The organism is Trichormus variabilis 0441 (assembly GCF_009856605.1).
In the GTDB taxonomy this organism is placed as follows: domain Bacteria; phylum Cyanobacteriota; class Cyanobacteriia; order Cyanobacteriales; family Nostocaceae; genus Trichormus; species Trichormus variabilis.
Window position 1 is genome coordinate 467,449 of the sequence record NZ_CP047242.1, and the last position, 14,008, is coordinate 481,456.

A 14,008-nucleotide genomic window follows, 5' to 3' on the forward strand; every position below is an offset into this window, starting at 1 on the left:
AATAATCAGTAAAAGAGTATAAAGAAATGTAACAACAAAAAATAGCAATCTCTATTGCTGAACATTCAGTACCACTTTGATCAATTGGCGACAACCATGAAAACAATTTGGCAAAACCTGAAAGAAACTACAATTAATACTTTCAATACTTTTGGCTTGGCTTGGTGGGTGGAGATTACTACTCAAAACCCACGCTGCACATACTACTTCGGGCCTTTTCTGAATTCTGCTGACGCGAAGGTAGCCATCAAAGGCTACGTCGAGGATTTAGAGACAGAAGGGGCGCAAGGAATAGGTGTGAATGTGAAACGCTGTAAACCTAATAACTTGACGATTGCTGAAGACCTGGGGGAACGTCTTGACCGCAAAGTAAAGCCTGCCTTTAGCGGTCAGATGTAAGTTAGGCAATTAGTTAATAGTCATTAGTCATTAGTCATTAGTGATTGCATTAAACTCTTGACTTGGGACTTTTGACTGTGGACTTTGTATTATTAATTACTCATTACCTGTGAGTTGTTTGCTAACCACAGGTCAATATCGTTTATTACCTGCTGGGGTATTTCCCAAGGGAAAAGATGGGCGGTATGAGGGTAGCATTGCCACTGACTCTGTTTGAGATGTTGGGCTGTTTCTAAACTAGAATCGGCTGTAATGTGTTTATCTTGAGCGCCAGCCAGCACCAGACTAGGGCAATGAATTTGCTCAAGGTCTGCGAGTCGGTTGTATCCTAAACGCAAGGCGCTGTTAAGGGCGCGAGTGGCAGATGGAGAAGTTTGCAAGTAAGCTGGCAAAGCTTCCCTGGCTATGTAATTATAGGCAGTGGGTGTGTGTTGCTGTATGAGATAACGAAACAGCGATCGCTTGCCAAAAGTCTCAATATTCCAGCGCCAGCCCGGTTTGATGTAGTTTAGTAACCCAGCAACACCTGTATAAAGATTATCCTGCCAGGAAATCGGTGGATGATTACCACGGGGTCTAGCTGCTGTCGCCACCAAAATCAGCCCAGTGATACGCTGCGGTAGGCGCAAAGCCAACTCCATCGCTAAAATCCCACCCAAAGACCATCCCAATACTAAGCATTTCTCGATCTGCAAACGATCTAATAAAGCTTCTAAGTCGGTTAAATGATCCTGCATGGTAAAGTTGCCCCGAAAGCGACTGGTGCCGTAGCCACGCAAATCAGGGGCAATAGTTTGGTAACGTTTTGATAAGTGATTTGTAAAAACCGACAGACTCCGACCACTACCAGGATGTCCATGCAGTCCTAATATGGGGAAACCTTGACCTTGGATATGAATGTTAAGTTTCTCAGTCACAGTAATTAATTCAAAATTCTTAATACCCCATGAGTAGGGGCGGGTTAATCCAATATGATGCACAGTTAAGGATGCTCCCGTCCCTACAAAACCAAATTTTAAACCTACTCCCTGGCGTTCCTTATTTCCTGTGCTTAACTTCCACCACAGTATGAACGTTCCCACGGGGGGTAAAATCAGCTTTGACAGTTGCTTCTAGAGGGTCACAAGCTGCGACAAAATCATCGAGAATTTGGTTGGCTGATTCTTCGTGGGAAATGTAGCGATCGCGGTAACTGTTAATGTAAAGTTTGAGAGCCTTTAATTCCACCACTCGCTCATCAGGGACATAGGTAATATAAATAGTGGCAAAGTCAGGATAACCGGAAAATGGACACTTACAAGTAAATTCCGGCAAGGTAATATTAATATCATAGCGCCGACCCACACGCGGATTGGGAAAGGTAATTAATTGTCCTTCCGCAATCTCCCGTTCGCCATACTTAACTTCCTGGCTAGGCTGAGATACCGTTTCCGGTGAAGAATTACTCATAAATTATTAGTCCAAAGAAATGTAAAGATCCATCACTAATAACTTAACATCCAACACCCAGCACCCAGCCCTCGAAACTATTCTCGCTCCCAATCAGGACAACTTCCATCATCCCACCCATGAGGGTGCATACCGCAGACTAGCAAATTACCTCCATACACATGACCGTGGTAATTACTGCAACCTATACAGGCAGCATTTTGTTCTGTTGTCGCTTCGACTGAATAAGGAAAGCCAGGATCAACATCCGCCACAACATCCTCTAGTTCCCAGTAGATATCCAGAATCGGCTCGGTTAAATCCTGTAAATACTGGTCAACTTCGGTAACAATACTGTTTTGGACTTGTTCAGTGAATTCTTCTGTTAGCTCAAAAAAGGCATCTACCATTTCACCCATTCCTAAGAAGAAGCGTTCTACTTCATCGGCCGCAGTTTCCACCATTTCCATCAAATCTTTTTGCCATTGATCCATAAACTTAACGCCCTGGCTTGCAAAAAATAGGACGCATAGTGCTACTTGACTGGAAACACTAAAGTACACCCTAGATCACATATATTATAGATTCTCAGGTACGTACTAGTACGCCCAGTTCACACCGTGCTGATAGGACTTTTAACTGAGCAATCTCTATTCTTTTTGCAATCTTTTTAACTCTTCTTGCAGGTCTAGCACTTGTTGGCGCAGTTCATCTACTTTCTCTGTTGATGCCTCTTTCACCGTTGGTTCTTCATCTTCCTCTAAAATTTCGATGCGACGAGGTTCAGAAGAGGGCGGTTTTCCAGGAGCTTCATCTGTTGCTGGAGGCTGTTGGGCTTGCTTCATCATATCTTCCACAAAGCGACGGGCTTCGTCTGTGGTCATTTCACCCTTGGCAACCATCTCGTCTGCCAGTTTTTGGACTTGCGATCGCAGTTCAGTTAATTTACCCCCAGCTTTCTCGCCAGCGTAAGAAGCCAATCCGACACCGAGGTAAAATGCTTTTTGAACAATATCTCCAAAACCAGGCATTGCTGCTGATAGCTCCTAATAAATAGGGCGACCCGGAGACTACGCCTACTACAAGCATCCTGTGTTGCTGCTACCTTCCGGTCCTGACAAGGTTTAGGCGTTGGAGTCGCATAGATCCAGGTCTATTAATAATATAACATCAAATTCCGTAACTGTGCGTTATTCAACAACAATTTTCCATTCGTAAAGTTTAAAGTTGACACAACCGCTCTTTACTAAGGGATCATCGGCAACAATGGCCTCGGCTTCTGCCATTGAAGCAGCCTCAAATAGCAACATCCCGCCACCGAATTGCGCCCAATAACCTGTTCGGGCTTTGTAACCCTTGGTAATCAAATCTCTGACGTAGGCTTGGTGAGCTGGTACGTATTGGTCAAAGATGGATTTATCAACTTTGCCTTCTTCTAACTTGACGAACCACGGCATTTTGCTTGCAACCTCTAGAAATCCTATTTTCTAATATTTTTAACGGTAATGTTATCTTTAGGGAAATAGAGTGAGGAGCGATCGCAGTTTTTTAGATCGTTAATTTTCAAACTACTGTATTTGATCTTCCCTTTTGAATTTTGAATTTACCAAAAAGTCGTTTTTTCGTCGCCTTGCTACCGCCGCAAGAGATACAAGACTACGCCAACCAAATCAAACAGCACTTTGCAGATCATTACGCTAGTCGCCACGCGCAAAAGTCGCCGCCACACATTACACTGCAACCACCGTTCGAGTGGGTAGATAATCATATATCTATACTAGAAACCTCCTTGAGAGATTTTGCCAGCCAGCAACAGTCGATACCAGTAACTCTCAGTGGTTTTGATGCCTTTGCACCCCGTGTTATTTATATCAATGTCGAGAGAAGTCCAGCACTGTTGAACTTGCAAGCTGAGTTAATCGGCCATACAGAAGCTACCTTGAAGATTGTAGATGCAGTTGGCAAACAACGCCCTTTTGTACCACACATGACAGTAGGCTTTCGAGACTTAACAAAACAAAACTTTCAGGCTGCTTGGACAGAATTTGCCAATCGTCAACTAGATTTTGAATTCACTGCGGATAAGTTAACTTTGCTGATTCACGATGGTAGACGTTGGCTGATTAAGTCAGAGTTTAATTTCCTCTAATCGGCAGCACATATAACTTTTTATTACAGATGCTTTGAGTGTAAAGACAGAAAGGTTTGATTATTAAGTGTATATATTAATCAAATAAGTACACTTAACATGAGTATCACCGAGACGCTCAGAAAAGGGTCAAAAGGCTCAGAGGTGAGCGAACTGCAAGAAATACTAGTTAAACTAAAATTCGATCCAGGTCGGATAGATGGTGATTTCGGTAACAAAACAGAAGCGGCTGTCAAACAATTCCAACAAAAACAAAATATTACTCCTGATGGCGTAGTAGAGATAAATACTCGTAATGCTTTAAATAAAGCCATTCAGCGACAAATAGAAATAGCAAAACTTTATGGTGGAGCTTCCGGTAAATTACCACTACCAGGGGTGAATTTGATCAAAGAATTTGAGGGCTGTAAGTTGATAGCTTATCCCGACCCTCTCTCTAAAGGTAAACCTTATACTATTGGTTGGGGTTCTACTGTAAAAAAAGATGGTAGCGAATGGTCTTTGGGGGAAAAAATTACCCAAGTAGAGGCGGATGAACTGTTAATTTTTCAGTTAGAGCGTAAATATTTACCACCTCTAGAGAGAATACTTAGATGGGAAGATTTCAATCCTTACCAACAAGGAGCATTATTGAGTTTTGCTTATAACTTGGGGGCAAATTTCTATGGTTCTAAAGGTTTTGAGACAATTACTAGAGTATTGAATAATCAAGAGTGGGACAAAATTGAACCCACTCTAATTATGTATAGAAATCCGGGTAGTCCAGTTGAGGCGGGGTTAAGACGCAGACGAGTGGCTGAGGCTAAACTATTTCTTCAGCCATTGTCATAGTCTTAGGGGGGAGTTATTTAACATCAATTATCAGGCTAAATCGAACAGCAATAACTCTGTACCGACGCTTGTACTGATTTTCAGTTGCTCTTCTGTGTTGATTTGTACGCCATCACCTGCTCTGAGTTCTTCACCATTTAAAGTGGCGACACCTTGAGCGATTTGCAACCAAGCATAGCGATCGCCTTTTACGTGATAATTGACTACATCACCTGGTTTTAAAATAGAGGCGTAGATATCAACATTTTGGTGAATAGTGACAGCACCATCACGTCCGTCTTTAGCAGCTACAAGACGCAGTTGACCGCGTTTTTCTTCTGGGGTGAAAGCTTTCTGTTGGTATCTGGGTGCTAATCCTTGTTCGTCAGGTAAAATCCAGATTTGCAGTAAATGTAATGCTTCGGTGCGTGAGTGGTTAAATTCACTATGTTGAATTCCCGTACCAGCACTCATAATCTGCACATCGCCAGGACGAATAACTGAACCAGTACCCAAACTGTCTTTATGCTCTACTGCACCTGAGAGTACATAAGTGAGAATTTCCATATCACGATGTCCATGAGTGGGAAATCCTGCACCAGGTGCAATGCGGTCGTCATTGATGACTCGTAAGGAACGGAATCCCATACGGTTGGGATCATAAAAACTGCTGAAAGAAAAGGTGTGATAACTATCAAGCCAACCTGTTTGACTACGACCCCGTGCATTTCTATCATGAATGAGATTGTTGATTGTATTTTGAGACATAGATTTACCTCGTTAATTGGTAATTTTAATTGGTGATACAAGAACTTATTTTTGTTGGGTTCAATTTGGTAAAATGAAATTTTTAAAATACATTTTTGTTTTTTATAATTTATTTTTTGAACTATTTAAATAGTAAGATATGGCAATATAAAATGAAAAGTACGCACTAAAAAGTGGCGTACTTACCAAAAAGATACTATGAAATTGCAATTATAGAGATTCCCAAAAAAGTTTATCTAACAGCAGCTGGCTGTTGAATTTTATTAGCAATTGCACCACCGTCTTCTTTAACAGCTGCTGCTTGTAGATGCGCGTCTAGGAACCACAGTCGCTTATCGATGGTGCGGGAGATTTCGGTATAAAGGTCTGCGGTATCAGCATCACCTAAATCATCAGTTTTAGCGATCGCTTCTCGGATATGCTTGGCGTAGGGTGCAAATCGGTCTGCTAAAGCTGCTACGTACTCCTGACTATCCAAAATATCAAAGGGAAATTCTGGCAAAATTGAATTTTTTGCGGCGGCGCGTGCTGTTCCTACAGCATATCCACCCAAAGCAGTTACCCTTTCAGCCACAAGATCAACAAACTCTTCTAATTCCCCAGCGAGTTCGTCGAATAATTCGTGTAATTGATAGAAATCAGTACCTTTAACATTCCAATGGGCTTGTTTTGCCTGAGTTTTTAAGTCCAAAGTGGCTGCTAAAGTTTGATTGAGGATAGCAACAATTTGTACCCGTTTTTCAGATGGAATATCAATACGGGTGGGATAGAGACGGGATGACAGAGTATTATCACTCATGATTCTACCTAATGGCTTGTGCGAATTAACTCTCTAGATAGTAGGATTAAGTGCCTCTTGTGCGTAACTCTCTAGCGATAGATAACATTCATCTTAGACATGAATGCCAGCGATAGATGCAGAAAAATGATGAATGCGCTGTCCTCGTGCTGTTTTTCGCTACAAATCGGTATTCACAAAAGGATAGTAGAGGATTAACCGGACTTTATATTGGGAAGCCTCTCATCTTCTCAATGCAGCTGCTTTATAATTGTCCTGTCGTAGCTAACAAAACGGGTAAATAAATATGGGCAGCAAATGTGGGTAAAGTTGTTTTGTACACACCAATAACAACTTATTTACGTGATTTAGAGCCCATATTTGCTATGTAAATATACTTTACTACATCCAAAGACTATGGATTTATCAAACTTTACTACACTGCAAAACTTAGAAGCTGCCTTTGGTGGTGAATCAATGGCAAATCGTAAGTATTTATTTTTTGCCGAAGTAGCCCGTAAACTGGGATTTACAGATTTGGCTAAACTATTTCGGGAAACAGCAGAGCAAGAAACAGAACACGCTTTTGCCCATTTTGAGTTACTGCATCCCGAATTGGTTGTAGAAAATCCGTCTGCCTTAACTGACGAACAAAAGCGAGAAATTGTCTCTCGGTGTTTATCTTTGGCTATTGAAGGCGAAACCTACGAATACACTACAATGTATCCTGATTTTGCCGCAGCTGCCCAAAGCGATCGCGATCATCCGGCGGCGGAAGAATTTCTCAAACAAGCGCAAGAATCTAGCGAACACGCCAGCACTTTCCGCGAAGCTGCACACCGCTTTGGTTTATTGAAGTTTATCGAAAATTACCACGCCGATCGCTACACTGAAGCATTAGAAGTATTAAATGGTGGACAACCTGTTACCAGAGTAGTTGGTGAAGATCCCAACACTCGTAAATGGATTTGCAGACAATGCAGTATGATTTATGATCCTGTTGCAGGTGATCCCGATTCTGGAATTGCGCCAGGTACGCCATTTGAAGATATCCCTGACGATTGGCAATGTCCGATTTGTGGCGCTACCAAAAAGACATTTAAGCTACTTGAGGAAAAAACTGCGGCTTAGAGGCAACTATTTGATTTGTCCAATATACGTAGGGCAGACACTTACGTTTGTTCAATCATCAAATCAGATTCCCATAGGAGGCTTGGTAATTGGTAAACATCAAAACCAATTACCAATCAGCTATTACCTATTCCCAAGCATAAATCAAACTCGATATTACCGAAGAATTCAGAATACATCTCCCTGAATCCAGAATAGATTCTGTCCGACTGGATGGAGAATCGAGGTTTAAAGCAGAACGTTTTTAATCGTGGATAAGAAAAAAATTCTTTCCGTGGCTGTTACCCTTGACTTCAGGCATGGGGTATTCTGAATTCTGTAGCTTGCTTCCCTGAAAGGGTATTCTGTCTTCTGACTCCTTCTCATAGAGCAGCGTGTTTTCTTTCACTTTGAAGAATTTCCGTTGCTTTTTCGGCAGAAAGAGGCTTATAGAACAAGAAACCTTGGACATCCTGACAGTTGATTGATTTTAAAAAATCGAGTTCTTCCTGCTTTTCTACCCCTTCAGCCGTTAGCCTCAAACCTAGACTCCTGCCCAAAGTCACGATCGCCTTGACGATATGTGCTACTTTGCTATCTGTGGTCAATGCTTTGATGAAAGACCCATCAATTTTCAGATTGTGGAGTGGTAAAAGCTGTAACCGGGATAAGGAAGAATGGCCAGTACCGAAGTCATCAATGGCAATATCAACACCCATCTGCTGCAAATTTTCTAACACACTCCTAGTAAAATCAATATCCTCAATAGCTGTTGATTCCGTAATTTCTAATTCTAAAAACTCTGGTGCTAAACTTGTTTCGGCTAAAATTGCCGAGACAATTTCTAGCAAATTGGGTTGACGAAACTGTTTGGGAGAAAGGTTGACAGCCATTTGCAAAGGAGGTAATCCAGCTTCTTGCCAAGCTCGGTTTTGCATACAGGCTGTACGCAATACCCATTCACCAATAGGAATAATTAACCCAGTTTCCTCAGCAATGGGAATAAAAATACTCGGTGCTACTATCCCCATTTCTGGATGTTGCCAGCGTAACAATGCTTCCATACCAGTAATTTGTCCGGTGAGGATATTAACGCGGGGTTGATAGTAAACTGTTAATTCTTGCTTTTCTAAGGCATAACGCAGACTTTTTTCTAAAGTTAGCAGTTCTGGGGTTTTACCACTTAAGCTAGTGGTGTAAAACTGATAGTTATTTCTCCCCTCATCTTTGGCATGATACAGGGCTGCGTCTGCGTGTTTAATTAAAGCTTCTGCATCTGGACTGTGGTGATCGAGTAAAGCTATGCCCAAACTAGCACTTACGTAAAGTTCATGCCCATCCAGATGGAAAACTTCTTCTAAAGCTTTGAGAATCCTGTAAGCTGCCTGGGTGACTTCTTCGATATAACTTATGTGGGGTAGGAGAATTGTAAATTCATCACCTCCCCAACGAGAAACAGTGTCTCCACTTCTCAGACAGTCACACAATCTTTGGGCGACACTTTTTAATAAGCGATCGCCCAAGCTATGACCCAGAGTATCATTAATGACTTTGAAACGATCCAGGTCAAGAAACATGACAGCTAAGCTCTGTTGACTGCGCGATGCGTTAGCTAAAGCTTTAGCCAGTAACTCATTAAATAGTAAGCGATTGGGTAATCCTGTCAGCAAATCATGTAGGGCTTGGTAGCGAATTTTTTCTTCCACTTGTTGACGTTGCCAAGCACCACTAATACTAGCTGCCATTGTCAAAAGTGTAGATTCTTCATGCCTTGACCAGTAACGCTCTTGAGTGCAATCTGCTAAACCAAGGTAGCCCCAAAATTGATCTTCTAGTCTCAGAGGTACTAACAACAGAGACTGAATCCCCTGCCTTTCCAGAAGTTCACGTTCCACTATGGGCAATTTTCGCCTCAGTTCATTGATGGATTTACCACTAGATAAAATACTGTACCAACGTGATAATTCAGCAGACTGATAAAGCTGATTCTGCCAATATTGAATAGAAGGCTGGAGGCCGGAGCAATACCATTCAAATTGTAAGCTTACTGCCGTTTTCCCCGTAACGGGATGAGGATGGTTTTTAAATAAATAAGCTCGGTCTGCCTGGGCGGCTTCACCCACGACAGCTAAAGCTTTTTCAATAGCAGTGTCATAATTCATTTCCACAACTAACCAATTAGCCGCTTCTGCTACTGCCTGTAACAGGCGATCGCGCTGATGTAGTTCGGCTTCAGCTTGTTTTTGTTCAGTAATATCACGTATAATATAGGTTCTAATTAAATCGCTTTCTGGTAAATTATGGACTGATTGTTCATAAACTGCATGACCAACTGTCACTTCTCGGACAAACGGATTGATTTTGGGGTTTTCAGCAACATTGAGAATATCTTTTAAAATCGGATGTCGTTTACCCAGTTCTCGCAAATCTGGAAATTTCACAGATGCAGCTGGGTTGATATATGTGACTCGTCCTTCTAAATCTGTCTCAATAATTGGATTGGGAATCAGTTCTGGGAAGGATGCTAAGCGAGCTAAAGCAGTCTCACTAGCACCTTCAAACTCAGGATCAACAACTAAAGTTTGAAAAGGATTAACAGGTTGGGACAGCTCAGATAAAAACGTTGATAAGTCTTCAACGTCAGCAGATGCAAAAAAAGCTTTTTCGGAAATGTTGGAAATAGCATAGTATTTGGCTTGAGCTTGATGGCTACCAAAGTTGATCACATCCCCGTGCCTGAGATTGTGGGAAAAGCATCTAGTCCCATTTACAAGTAAACCATTAGTGCTTCCCTGTCCTTTGAAGTTGCCATCAATGATCCGAAAACTACATTGGTCAGTCTCAGGAAGGGTTACCCGCAGTAAAATGGCGTGTTGTCTGGATACTGACCGAGAATGGAGAACAATCGCATTACTGGTATGCCGTCCAATAGAATAAGTGGCCTCCTGCAATGGTATGGTGCGCTGTCCTTGCAAGTCTTGGACAACTAGTATGTGGCGTATTTTCTCCCACTCGTTGCCTGGCATTATTCTTTCTCAAATCCTCAAATATTTTGAATATACAGTGGAAATATATTAATTAGACTTCACTATTTATAACAGCCATTCTTGCTAATGCACATCAATTCATTATTCAGCTTTCTCAATGCCAAAATTTCCTCAACTCACAAATGGATGGCAAAAGGTTAAGCTGCCTTTGCTTTAACTTGCACATCTTTTCGTGTTGACTGTTAACAGTTGACGGGTTAACCGTTAGTAGTCAACAAACCACACAAATGACTATGTAATGTAAAAGCGTCATAGCTTGTCATGGATTAATATTATACATAGTTTTTTTGATGTAACTTTTTGCCAAATGTTTATTATAAATAATCACAATAAACCCTTCAGGCTCAATATATCTTGCGTTTATTTACGCAATTTGTGTGAAAATTGCGTAATTTATATACAAATTTTTAGAGCGGAGATTTTTTGAACTCTGGGAAATTTTAAAAAGGATTATAAATCAGGGAAAAATATAATCCATTCTCTTGCCAGGTTCTGGCTTGTGAATCAACGGATATTAAAGGAATTCCCCAATCAAGACGGGCGCTAAAGCGATCGCCACTTGACCACCGCAAGCCAAGACCAACTGATGCTAGGGTATTAGGGTCTGGAGTCTCTCGATAGTTATTCCAAGCAACACCAAAATCCACAAACGGGGTGACTTGTAACAAAGCATCAGACCGAGATAATCGCAGAATTGGTATTTGTACTTCGGCTGAAGCAAAAGCACCATTATCAGTTAGGAGAAAATCTTGCCGATAACCCCGGACGCTATCTAAACCGCCCAGACCAAATTGTTCCAAAGATAACAGCCCTTTGGATGCTATCTGTGTATTAGCTTTGATAATTAATAAGGTTTCTGGAGCTAGGAGACGCGCCCATTGTGCTTGTCCCTGCCAAGAAAAAAAGCGACTATCGGGAGGTTCAGCATTAACTGTGGCGTTCAATGCACCTATACCCAGATTAAATTGCGATCGCACTGCGAAAACTTGCCGACTGTTACGAGTAGTCCATTCTTGGAAGAAACGCAACGCAGATATCCTGGTGCGTCCCTGATCATCAGCACCAGGGGAAAGCACACTAGGAGGTAAACGAGGTTCTTCGTCGAACAGTGAAGAAGATATTTCACTTTCTCTACGTGAGGCTGTCAAACCAATGGCGAATTCTTGGCTGGGAGATTGAGCTAATGGTTGACGATAGGTGATTTCGTAGTAGCGAGAGGAGGACTCGATATCGAGAGTATTAAAAGGTTCTTCAATCACATTGCTGGACGAAGTGCCAAAATTAAAGCTGATTGTGCCGTTGCGGGGGTTCAATGGCAAAGTGTAACTTGTATCAAGGGTGTTACTACCATCAGTATTACTATAAACTAAACTGATGTTATCACCGAACCCCAGTAAGTTAGCTTCATTTAATTGTACTCGGCGGCGAAAACTCCCGACTCCAGGCGATCGCCCATTATCTAAAGCTAATTGAGCATTAAAAGATTTTGCCTCTGTGATTTGTACCTGTAGCACACTCGTCCCTGGACGAGAACCTGCTGAAAGTTCAGCAGAAAGATTTTGAATCAACGGATTAAGTTGTAATAATTGTAGTGCTTCTAGTAAACTTTCGCGGTTGAGGGGGGGTTGTGTGGCGATCGCCAACCGACTGCGGACATAATTAGGCTTGAGTCGCCGATTTCCAGTAATTTGAATATCTTCTAACCTACCTTCCACTACCTGAATTTTAATGACACCAGATTTAATAGTTTGCGGTGGGATATAAGCACCAGAAGTAATGTAACCTTTATTGACGTATAGTTCGGTAATTTTAGAACGAGCTTGAAACAGTTCTGCTAATGTAATAGGTCTTTTGGTAAACTCGGTGGTAACCTTGGCCAACTCTTCCTGACTAAATACTGTACTGCCAACAACTTCAAACCTTTCTACTGTAATAGTTTGAGGCGCATTTTCCGGTACTTGCTGCTGTGGGTTAATGTCGGGAGAAGACGGTTGGAGTAACTCTCCTGGTGGCGGTAATTGCTGTGGCTGCTGGGGTGGAGGTAAAGGAACAGGTGCAGGTGGTTGGATATCTTGAGGCTGAGGTAGTGGCTGCGTAGGGTTACTATTTGGTAGTTGCGTCCGATCAACAGCTTGAGCGTTCACAGGCAGAAAATCTATGCTGTTGAGTGATAACAATATACTCAACGGCAACCAAGAAACTGCAAGCTTTGGGTGGCGATACATCATGCTAGTAATTTGTTTATTTGCCAACAATAAGAGATTTGCACGGCTACGGCTTCAGAAGTGAATATTACTTCATCTTCTGGTCTAGGTATACGCTAACTATCAAAATTTCATCTACGCAACGGTTAAAGGAGCAGGGGGTGCAGGGGGTGCAGGGGGAGCAGAGGAAGCAGGGGAAGCAGTGGGAGCAGAGAAGAATAACTATGGACTATGGACTATGGACTACTGACTACTGACAACTGACACCTGACAACTATCTATTGACTTACCTCGACAATTAATTTGCCAAAATTCTCCCCTCGCAACAAGCCAATAAAGGCACGAGGAGCATTTTCCAAACCAACGACTATATCTTCTTTATATTTCAGTTGTCCTGACTGCAACCATTCAGTAACATCACGGGCAAAATCAGAAAAACGGTGTTGATAATCACTCACCAAAAAACCTTTAATTAAAGCTCTTTTAATGAGCAAAGGCAGTAGATTCGGGCCAGGAGGTGGTGATGAAGCATTATATTGGGAAATTAATCCTACCAAAGGAATTCTGGCTCCCAAGTTAATTTGCTGCAACACCGCTTCTAAAATTTCACCTGCTGTATTGTCAAAATAAACATCAATACCATCAGGTGCAGCTTCTTTGAGTGCTGAAGCGATTTCCTGCGTCCGGCGGTTAATTCCCACATTAAAGCCTAATTCTTTGACAATATAGTCGCGCTTTTGGTCACTACCAACGATCCCTACCACTCTAGCGCCTTTAATTTTGGCAATTTGACCTGCTACCGCACCGACAGCACCAGAAGCGGCCGAAATAACTACAGTTTCACCTGCTTTTGGTTGACCTATATCCAGTAAAGCGGCGTAAGCAGTGAGACCAGGCATACCCAATACGCCTAAATAGTAGGATAGAGGAGCCTGATTGGGGTCAAGTTTACGCAAAGTCTTACCTTTAGCAACAGCGTAAGTTTGCCAACCATGATTGCTGAGAACAAAATCTCCTGGTTGAAAGTCTGGATGATGGGATTGAATGACTTGGCTGACTGTTTCACCAACAATAACTGAGTTTAATTCCGTTGAGGCTGCGTAGGAAGCATTGGTACTGAGACGACCACGCATATATGGGTCGAGGGATAAATAAATAGTGCGGTTGAGAACTTCACCTTCCCCAAGTTGGGGAATTGGTGACTCTACTAAAGCAAAATCACTCTCTTGTGGTTCCCCAACAGGGCGACTTTTGAGTACGATTTGTTGATTTACTGTATCAGCCATAGAAAAATTACTCCATAGTAAAACTGATG

14 protein-coding genes and 1 other RNA gene are annotated in these 14,008 nt (G+C 42.0%); 4 read left to right on the top strand and 11 right to left on the bottom strand.

Going from position 1 to position 14,008, the window contains the following annotated elements; translation table 11 throughout:
- Positions 1 to 96 precede the first annotated feature (96 nt).
- Positions 97 to 399, top strand: a complete 303-nt coding sequence (locus GSQ19_RS01815; protein WP_011321089.1) for a DUF1816 domain-containing protein — start codon at positions 97 to 99, stop codon at positions 397 to 399.
- A gap of 92 nt (positions 400 to 491) precedes the next feature.
- On the opposite strand, the gene GSQ19_RS01820 is transcribed toward GSQ19_RS01815, so the two are convergent.
- The 6 genes from GSQ19_RS01820 to GSQ19_RS01845 all read right to left on the bottom strand — a co-directional run bounded on the left by GSQ19_RS01820 (position 492) and on the right by GSQ19_RS01845 (position 3,284).
- Positions 492 to 1,316 (bottom strand): alpha/beta fold hydrolase, encoded by an 825-nt coding sequence (locus GSQ19_RS01820; protein ID WP_104010063.1) that lies wholly within the window; start codon positions 1,314 to 1,316, stop codon positions 492 to 494.
- A 121-nt stretch (positions 1,317 to 1,437) separates the two neighbouring features.
- Complete coding sequence (queF, locus tag GSQ19_RS01825; protein ID WP_011321091.1) at positions 1,438 to 1,848, bottom strand: preQ(1) synthase; 411 nt, start codon at positions 1,846 to 1,848, stop codon at positions 1,438 to 1,440.
- Positions 1,849 to 1,925: 77 nt separating this feature from the next.
- Positions 1,926 to 2,321 carry a hypothetical protein gene (locus GSQ19_RS01830; RefSeq protein WP_011321092.1) on the bottom strand — a complete coding sequence of 132 codons (396 nt, stop codon included), beginning with the start codon at positions 2,319 to 2,321 and terminating at the stop codon, positions 1,926 to 1,928.
- Positions 2,322 to 2,477: 156 nt separating this feature from the next.
- Positions 2,478 to 2,858, bottom strand: a complete 381-nt coding sequence (locus GSQ19_RS01835) for a phasin family protein (protein ID WP_011321093.1) — start codon at positions 2,856 to 2,858, stop codon at positions 2,478 to 2,480.
- Between the two features lie 26 nt (positions 2,859 to 2,884).
- Positions 2,885 to 2,981, bottom strand: an RNA gene (ffs, locus tag GSQ19_RS01840) — signal recognition particle sRNA small type.
- Positions 2,982 to 3,017: 36 nt separating this feature from the next.
- Complete coding sequence (locus GSQ19_RS01845; RefSeq protein WP_011321094.1) at positions 3,018 to 3,284, bottom strand: YciI family protein; 267 nt, start codon at positions 3,282 to 3,284, stop codon at positions 3,018 to 3,020.
- A gap of 140 nt (positions 3,285 to 3,424) precedes the next feature.
- Here GSQ19_RS01845 and GSQ19_RS01850 point away from each other — a divergent pair, with 140 nt between their 5' ends.
- Both GSQ19_RS01850 and GSQ19_RS01855 read left to right on the top strand, forming a co-directional pair.
- On the top strand, positions 3,425 to 3,976 hold the full coding sequence (locus tag GSQ19_RS01850; protein WP_011321095.1) for a 2'-5' RNA ligase family protein: 552 nt from the start codon (positions 3,425 to 3,427) through the stop codon (positions 3,974 to 3,976).
- A 99-nt stretch (positions 3,977 to 4,075) separates the two neighbouring features.
- Complete coding sequence (locus tag GSQ19_RS01855) at positions 4,076 to 4,807, top strand: glycoside hydrolase family protein (RefSeq protein WP_011321096.1); 732 nt, start codon at positions 4,076 to 4,078, stop codon at positions 4,805 to 4,807.
- Positions 4,808 to 4,837: 30 nt separating this feature from the next.
- Here the strand turns inward: GSQ19_RS01855 and GSQ19_RS01860 are convergent, their stop codons facing one another.
- Positions 4,838 to 5,554 carry a pirin family protein gene (locus GSQ19_RS01860; protein ID WP_011321097.1) on the bottom strand — a complete coding sequence of 239 codons (717 nt, stop codon included), beginning with the start codon at positions 5,552 to 5,554 and terminating at the stop codon, positions 4,838 to 4,840.
- A gap of 232 nt (positions 5,555 to 5,786) precedes the next feature.
- The gene (dps, locus tag GSQ19_RS01865) at positions 5,787 to 6,353 is read right to left on the bottom strand and encodes a DNA starvation/stationary phase protection protein Dps (protein WP_011321098.1); all 567 of its coding nucleotides are present in this window, start codon (positions 6,351 to 6,353) and stop codon (positions 5,787 to 5,789) included.
- Between the two features lie 396 nt (positions 6,354 to 6,749).
- On the opposite strand from dps, the gene GSQ19_RS01870 reads away from it, so the two are divergent.
- Positions 6,750 to 7,463, top strand: coding sequence for a rubrerythrin family protein (locus GSQ19_RS01870; protein ID WP_011321099.1), 714 nt, complete (start codon positions 6,750 to 6,752; stop codon positions 7,461 to 7,463).
- Positions 7,464 to 7,825: 362 nt separating this feature from the next.
- On the opposite strand, the gene GSQ19_RS01875 is transcribed toward GSQ19_RS01870, so the two are convergent.
- The 3 genes from GSQ19_RS01875 to GSQ19_RS01885 all read right to left on the bottom strand — a co-directional run bounded on the left by GSQ19_RS01875 (position 7,826) and on the right by GSQ19_RS01885 (position 13,979).
- Positions 7,826 to 10,468 (bottom strand): EAL domain-containing protein, encoded by a 2,643-nt coding sequence (locus GSQ19_RS01875; protein WP_011321100.1) that lies wholly within the window; start codon positions 10,466 to 10,468, stop codon positions 7,826 to 7,828.
- A 461-nt stretch (positions 10,469 to 10,929) separates the two neighbouring features.
- A complete protein-coding gene (locus GSQ19_RS01880) occupies positions 10,930 to 12,717 on the bottom strand; it encodes a ShlB/FhaC/HecB family hemolysin secretion/activation protein (protein WP_011321101.1) in 1,788 nt (595 codons plus the stop codon).
- 254 nt (positions 12,718 to 12,971) lie between these two features.
- Positions 12,972 to 13,979: an NADP-dependent oxidoreductase gene (locus tag GSQ19_RS01885; protein WP_011321102.1), complete on the bottom strand. Its 1,008-nt coding sequence runs from the start codon at positions 13,977 to 13,979 to the stop codon at positions 12,972 to 12,974.
- Positions 13,980 to 14,008: the final 29 nt, after the last annotated feature.

Excerpts from the sequence above, each read along its gene's own strand:
- GSQ19_RS01815 (WP_011321089.1), top strand. The coding sequence starts at position 97 with ATGAAAACAATTTGGCAAAACCTGAAAGAAACTACAATTAATACTTTC.
- queF (WP_011321091.1), bottom strand. The coding sequence starts at position 1,848 with ATGAGTAATTCTTCACCGGAAACGGTATCTCAGCCTAGCCAGGAAGTT.
- GSQ19_RS01830 (WP_011321092.1), bottom strand. The coding sequence starts at position 2,321 with ATGGATCAATGGCAAAAAGATTTGATGGAAATGGTGGAAACTGCGGCC.
- GSQ19_RS01835 (WP_011321093.1), bottom strand. The coding sequence starts at position 2,858 with ATGCCTGGTTTTGGAGATATTGTTCAAAAAGCATTTTACCTCGGTGTC.
- GSQ19_RS01845 (WP_011321094.1), bottom strand. The coding sequence starts at position 3,284 with ATGCCGTGGTTCGTCAAGTTAGAAGAAGGCAAAGTTGATAAATCCATC.
- GSQ19_RS01855 (WP_011321096.1), top strand. The coding sequence starts at position 4,076 with ATGAGTATCACCGAGACGCTCAGAAAAGGGTCAAAAGGCTCAGAGGTG.
- GSQ19_RS01860 (WP_011321097.1), bottom strand. The coding sequence starts at position 5,554 with ATGTCTCAAAATACAATCAACAATCTCATTCATGATAGAAATGCACGG.
- dps (WP_011321098.1), bottom strand. The coding sequence starts at position 6,353 with ATGAGTGATAATACTCTGTCATCCCGTCTCTATCCCACCCGTATTGAT.
- GSQ19_RS01870 (WP_011321099.1), top strand. The coding sequence starts at position 6,750 with ATGGATTTATCAAACTTTACTACACTGCAAAACTTAGAAGCTGCCTTT.
- GSQ19_RS01875 (WP_011321100.1), bottom strand. The coding sequence starts at position 10,468 with ATGCCAGGCAACGAGTGGGAGAAAATACGCCACATACTAGTTGTCCAA.
- GSQ19_RS01880 (WP_011321101.1), bottom strand. The coding sequence starts at position 12,717 with ATGATGTATCGCCACCCAAAGCTTGCAGTTTCTTGGTTGCCGTTGAGT.
- GSQ19_RS01885 (WP_011321102.1), bottom strand. The coding sequence starts at position 13,979 with ATGGCTGATACAGTAAATCAACAAATCGTACTCAAAAGTCGCCCTGTT.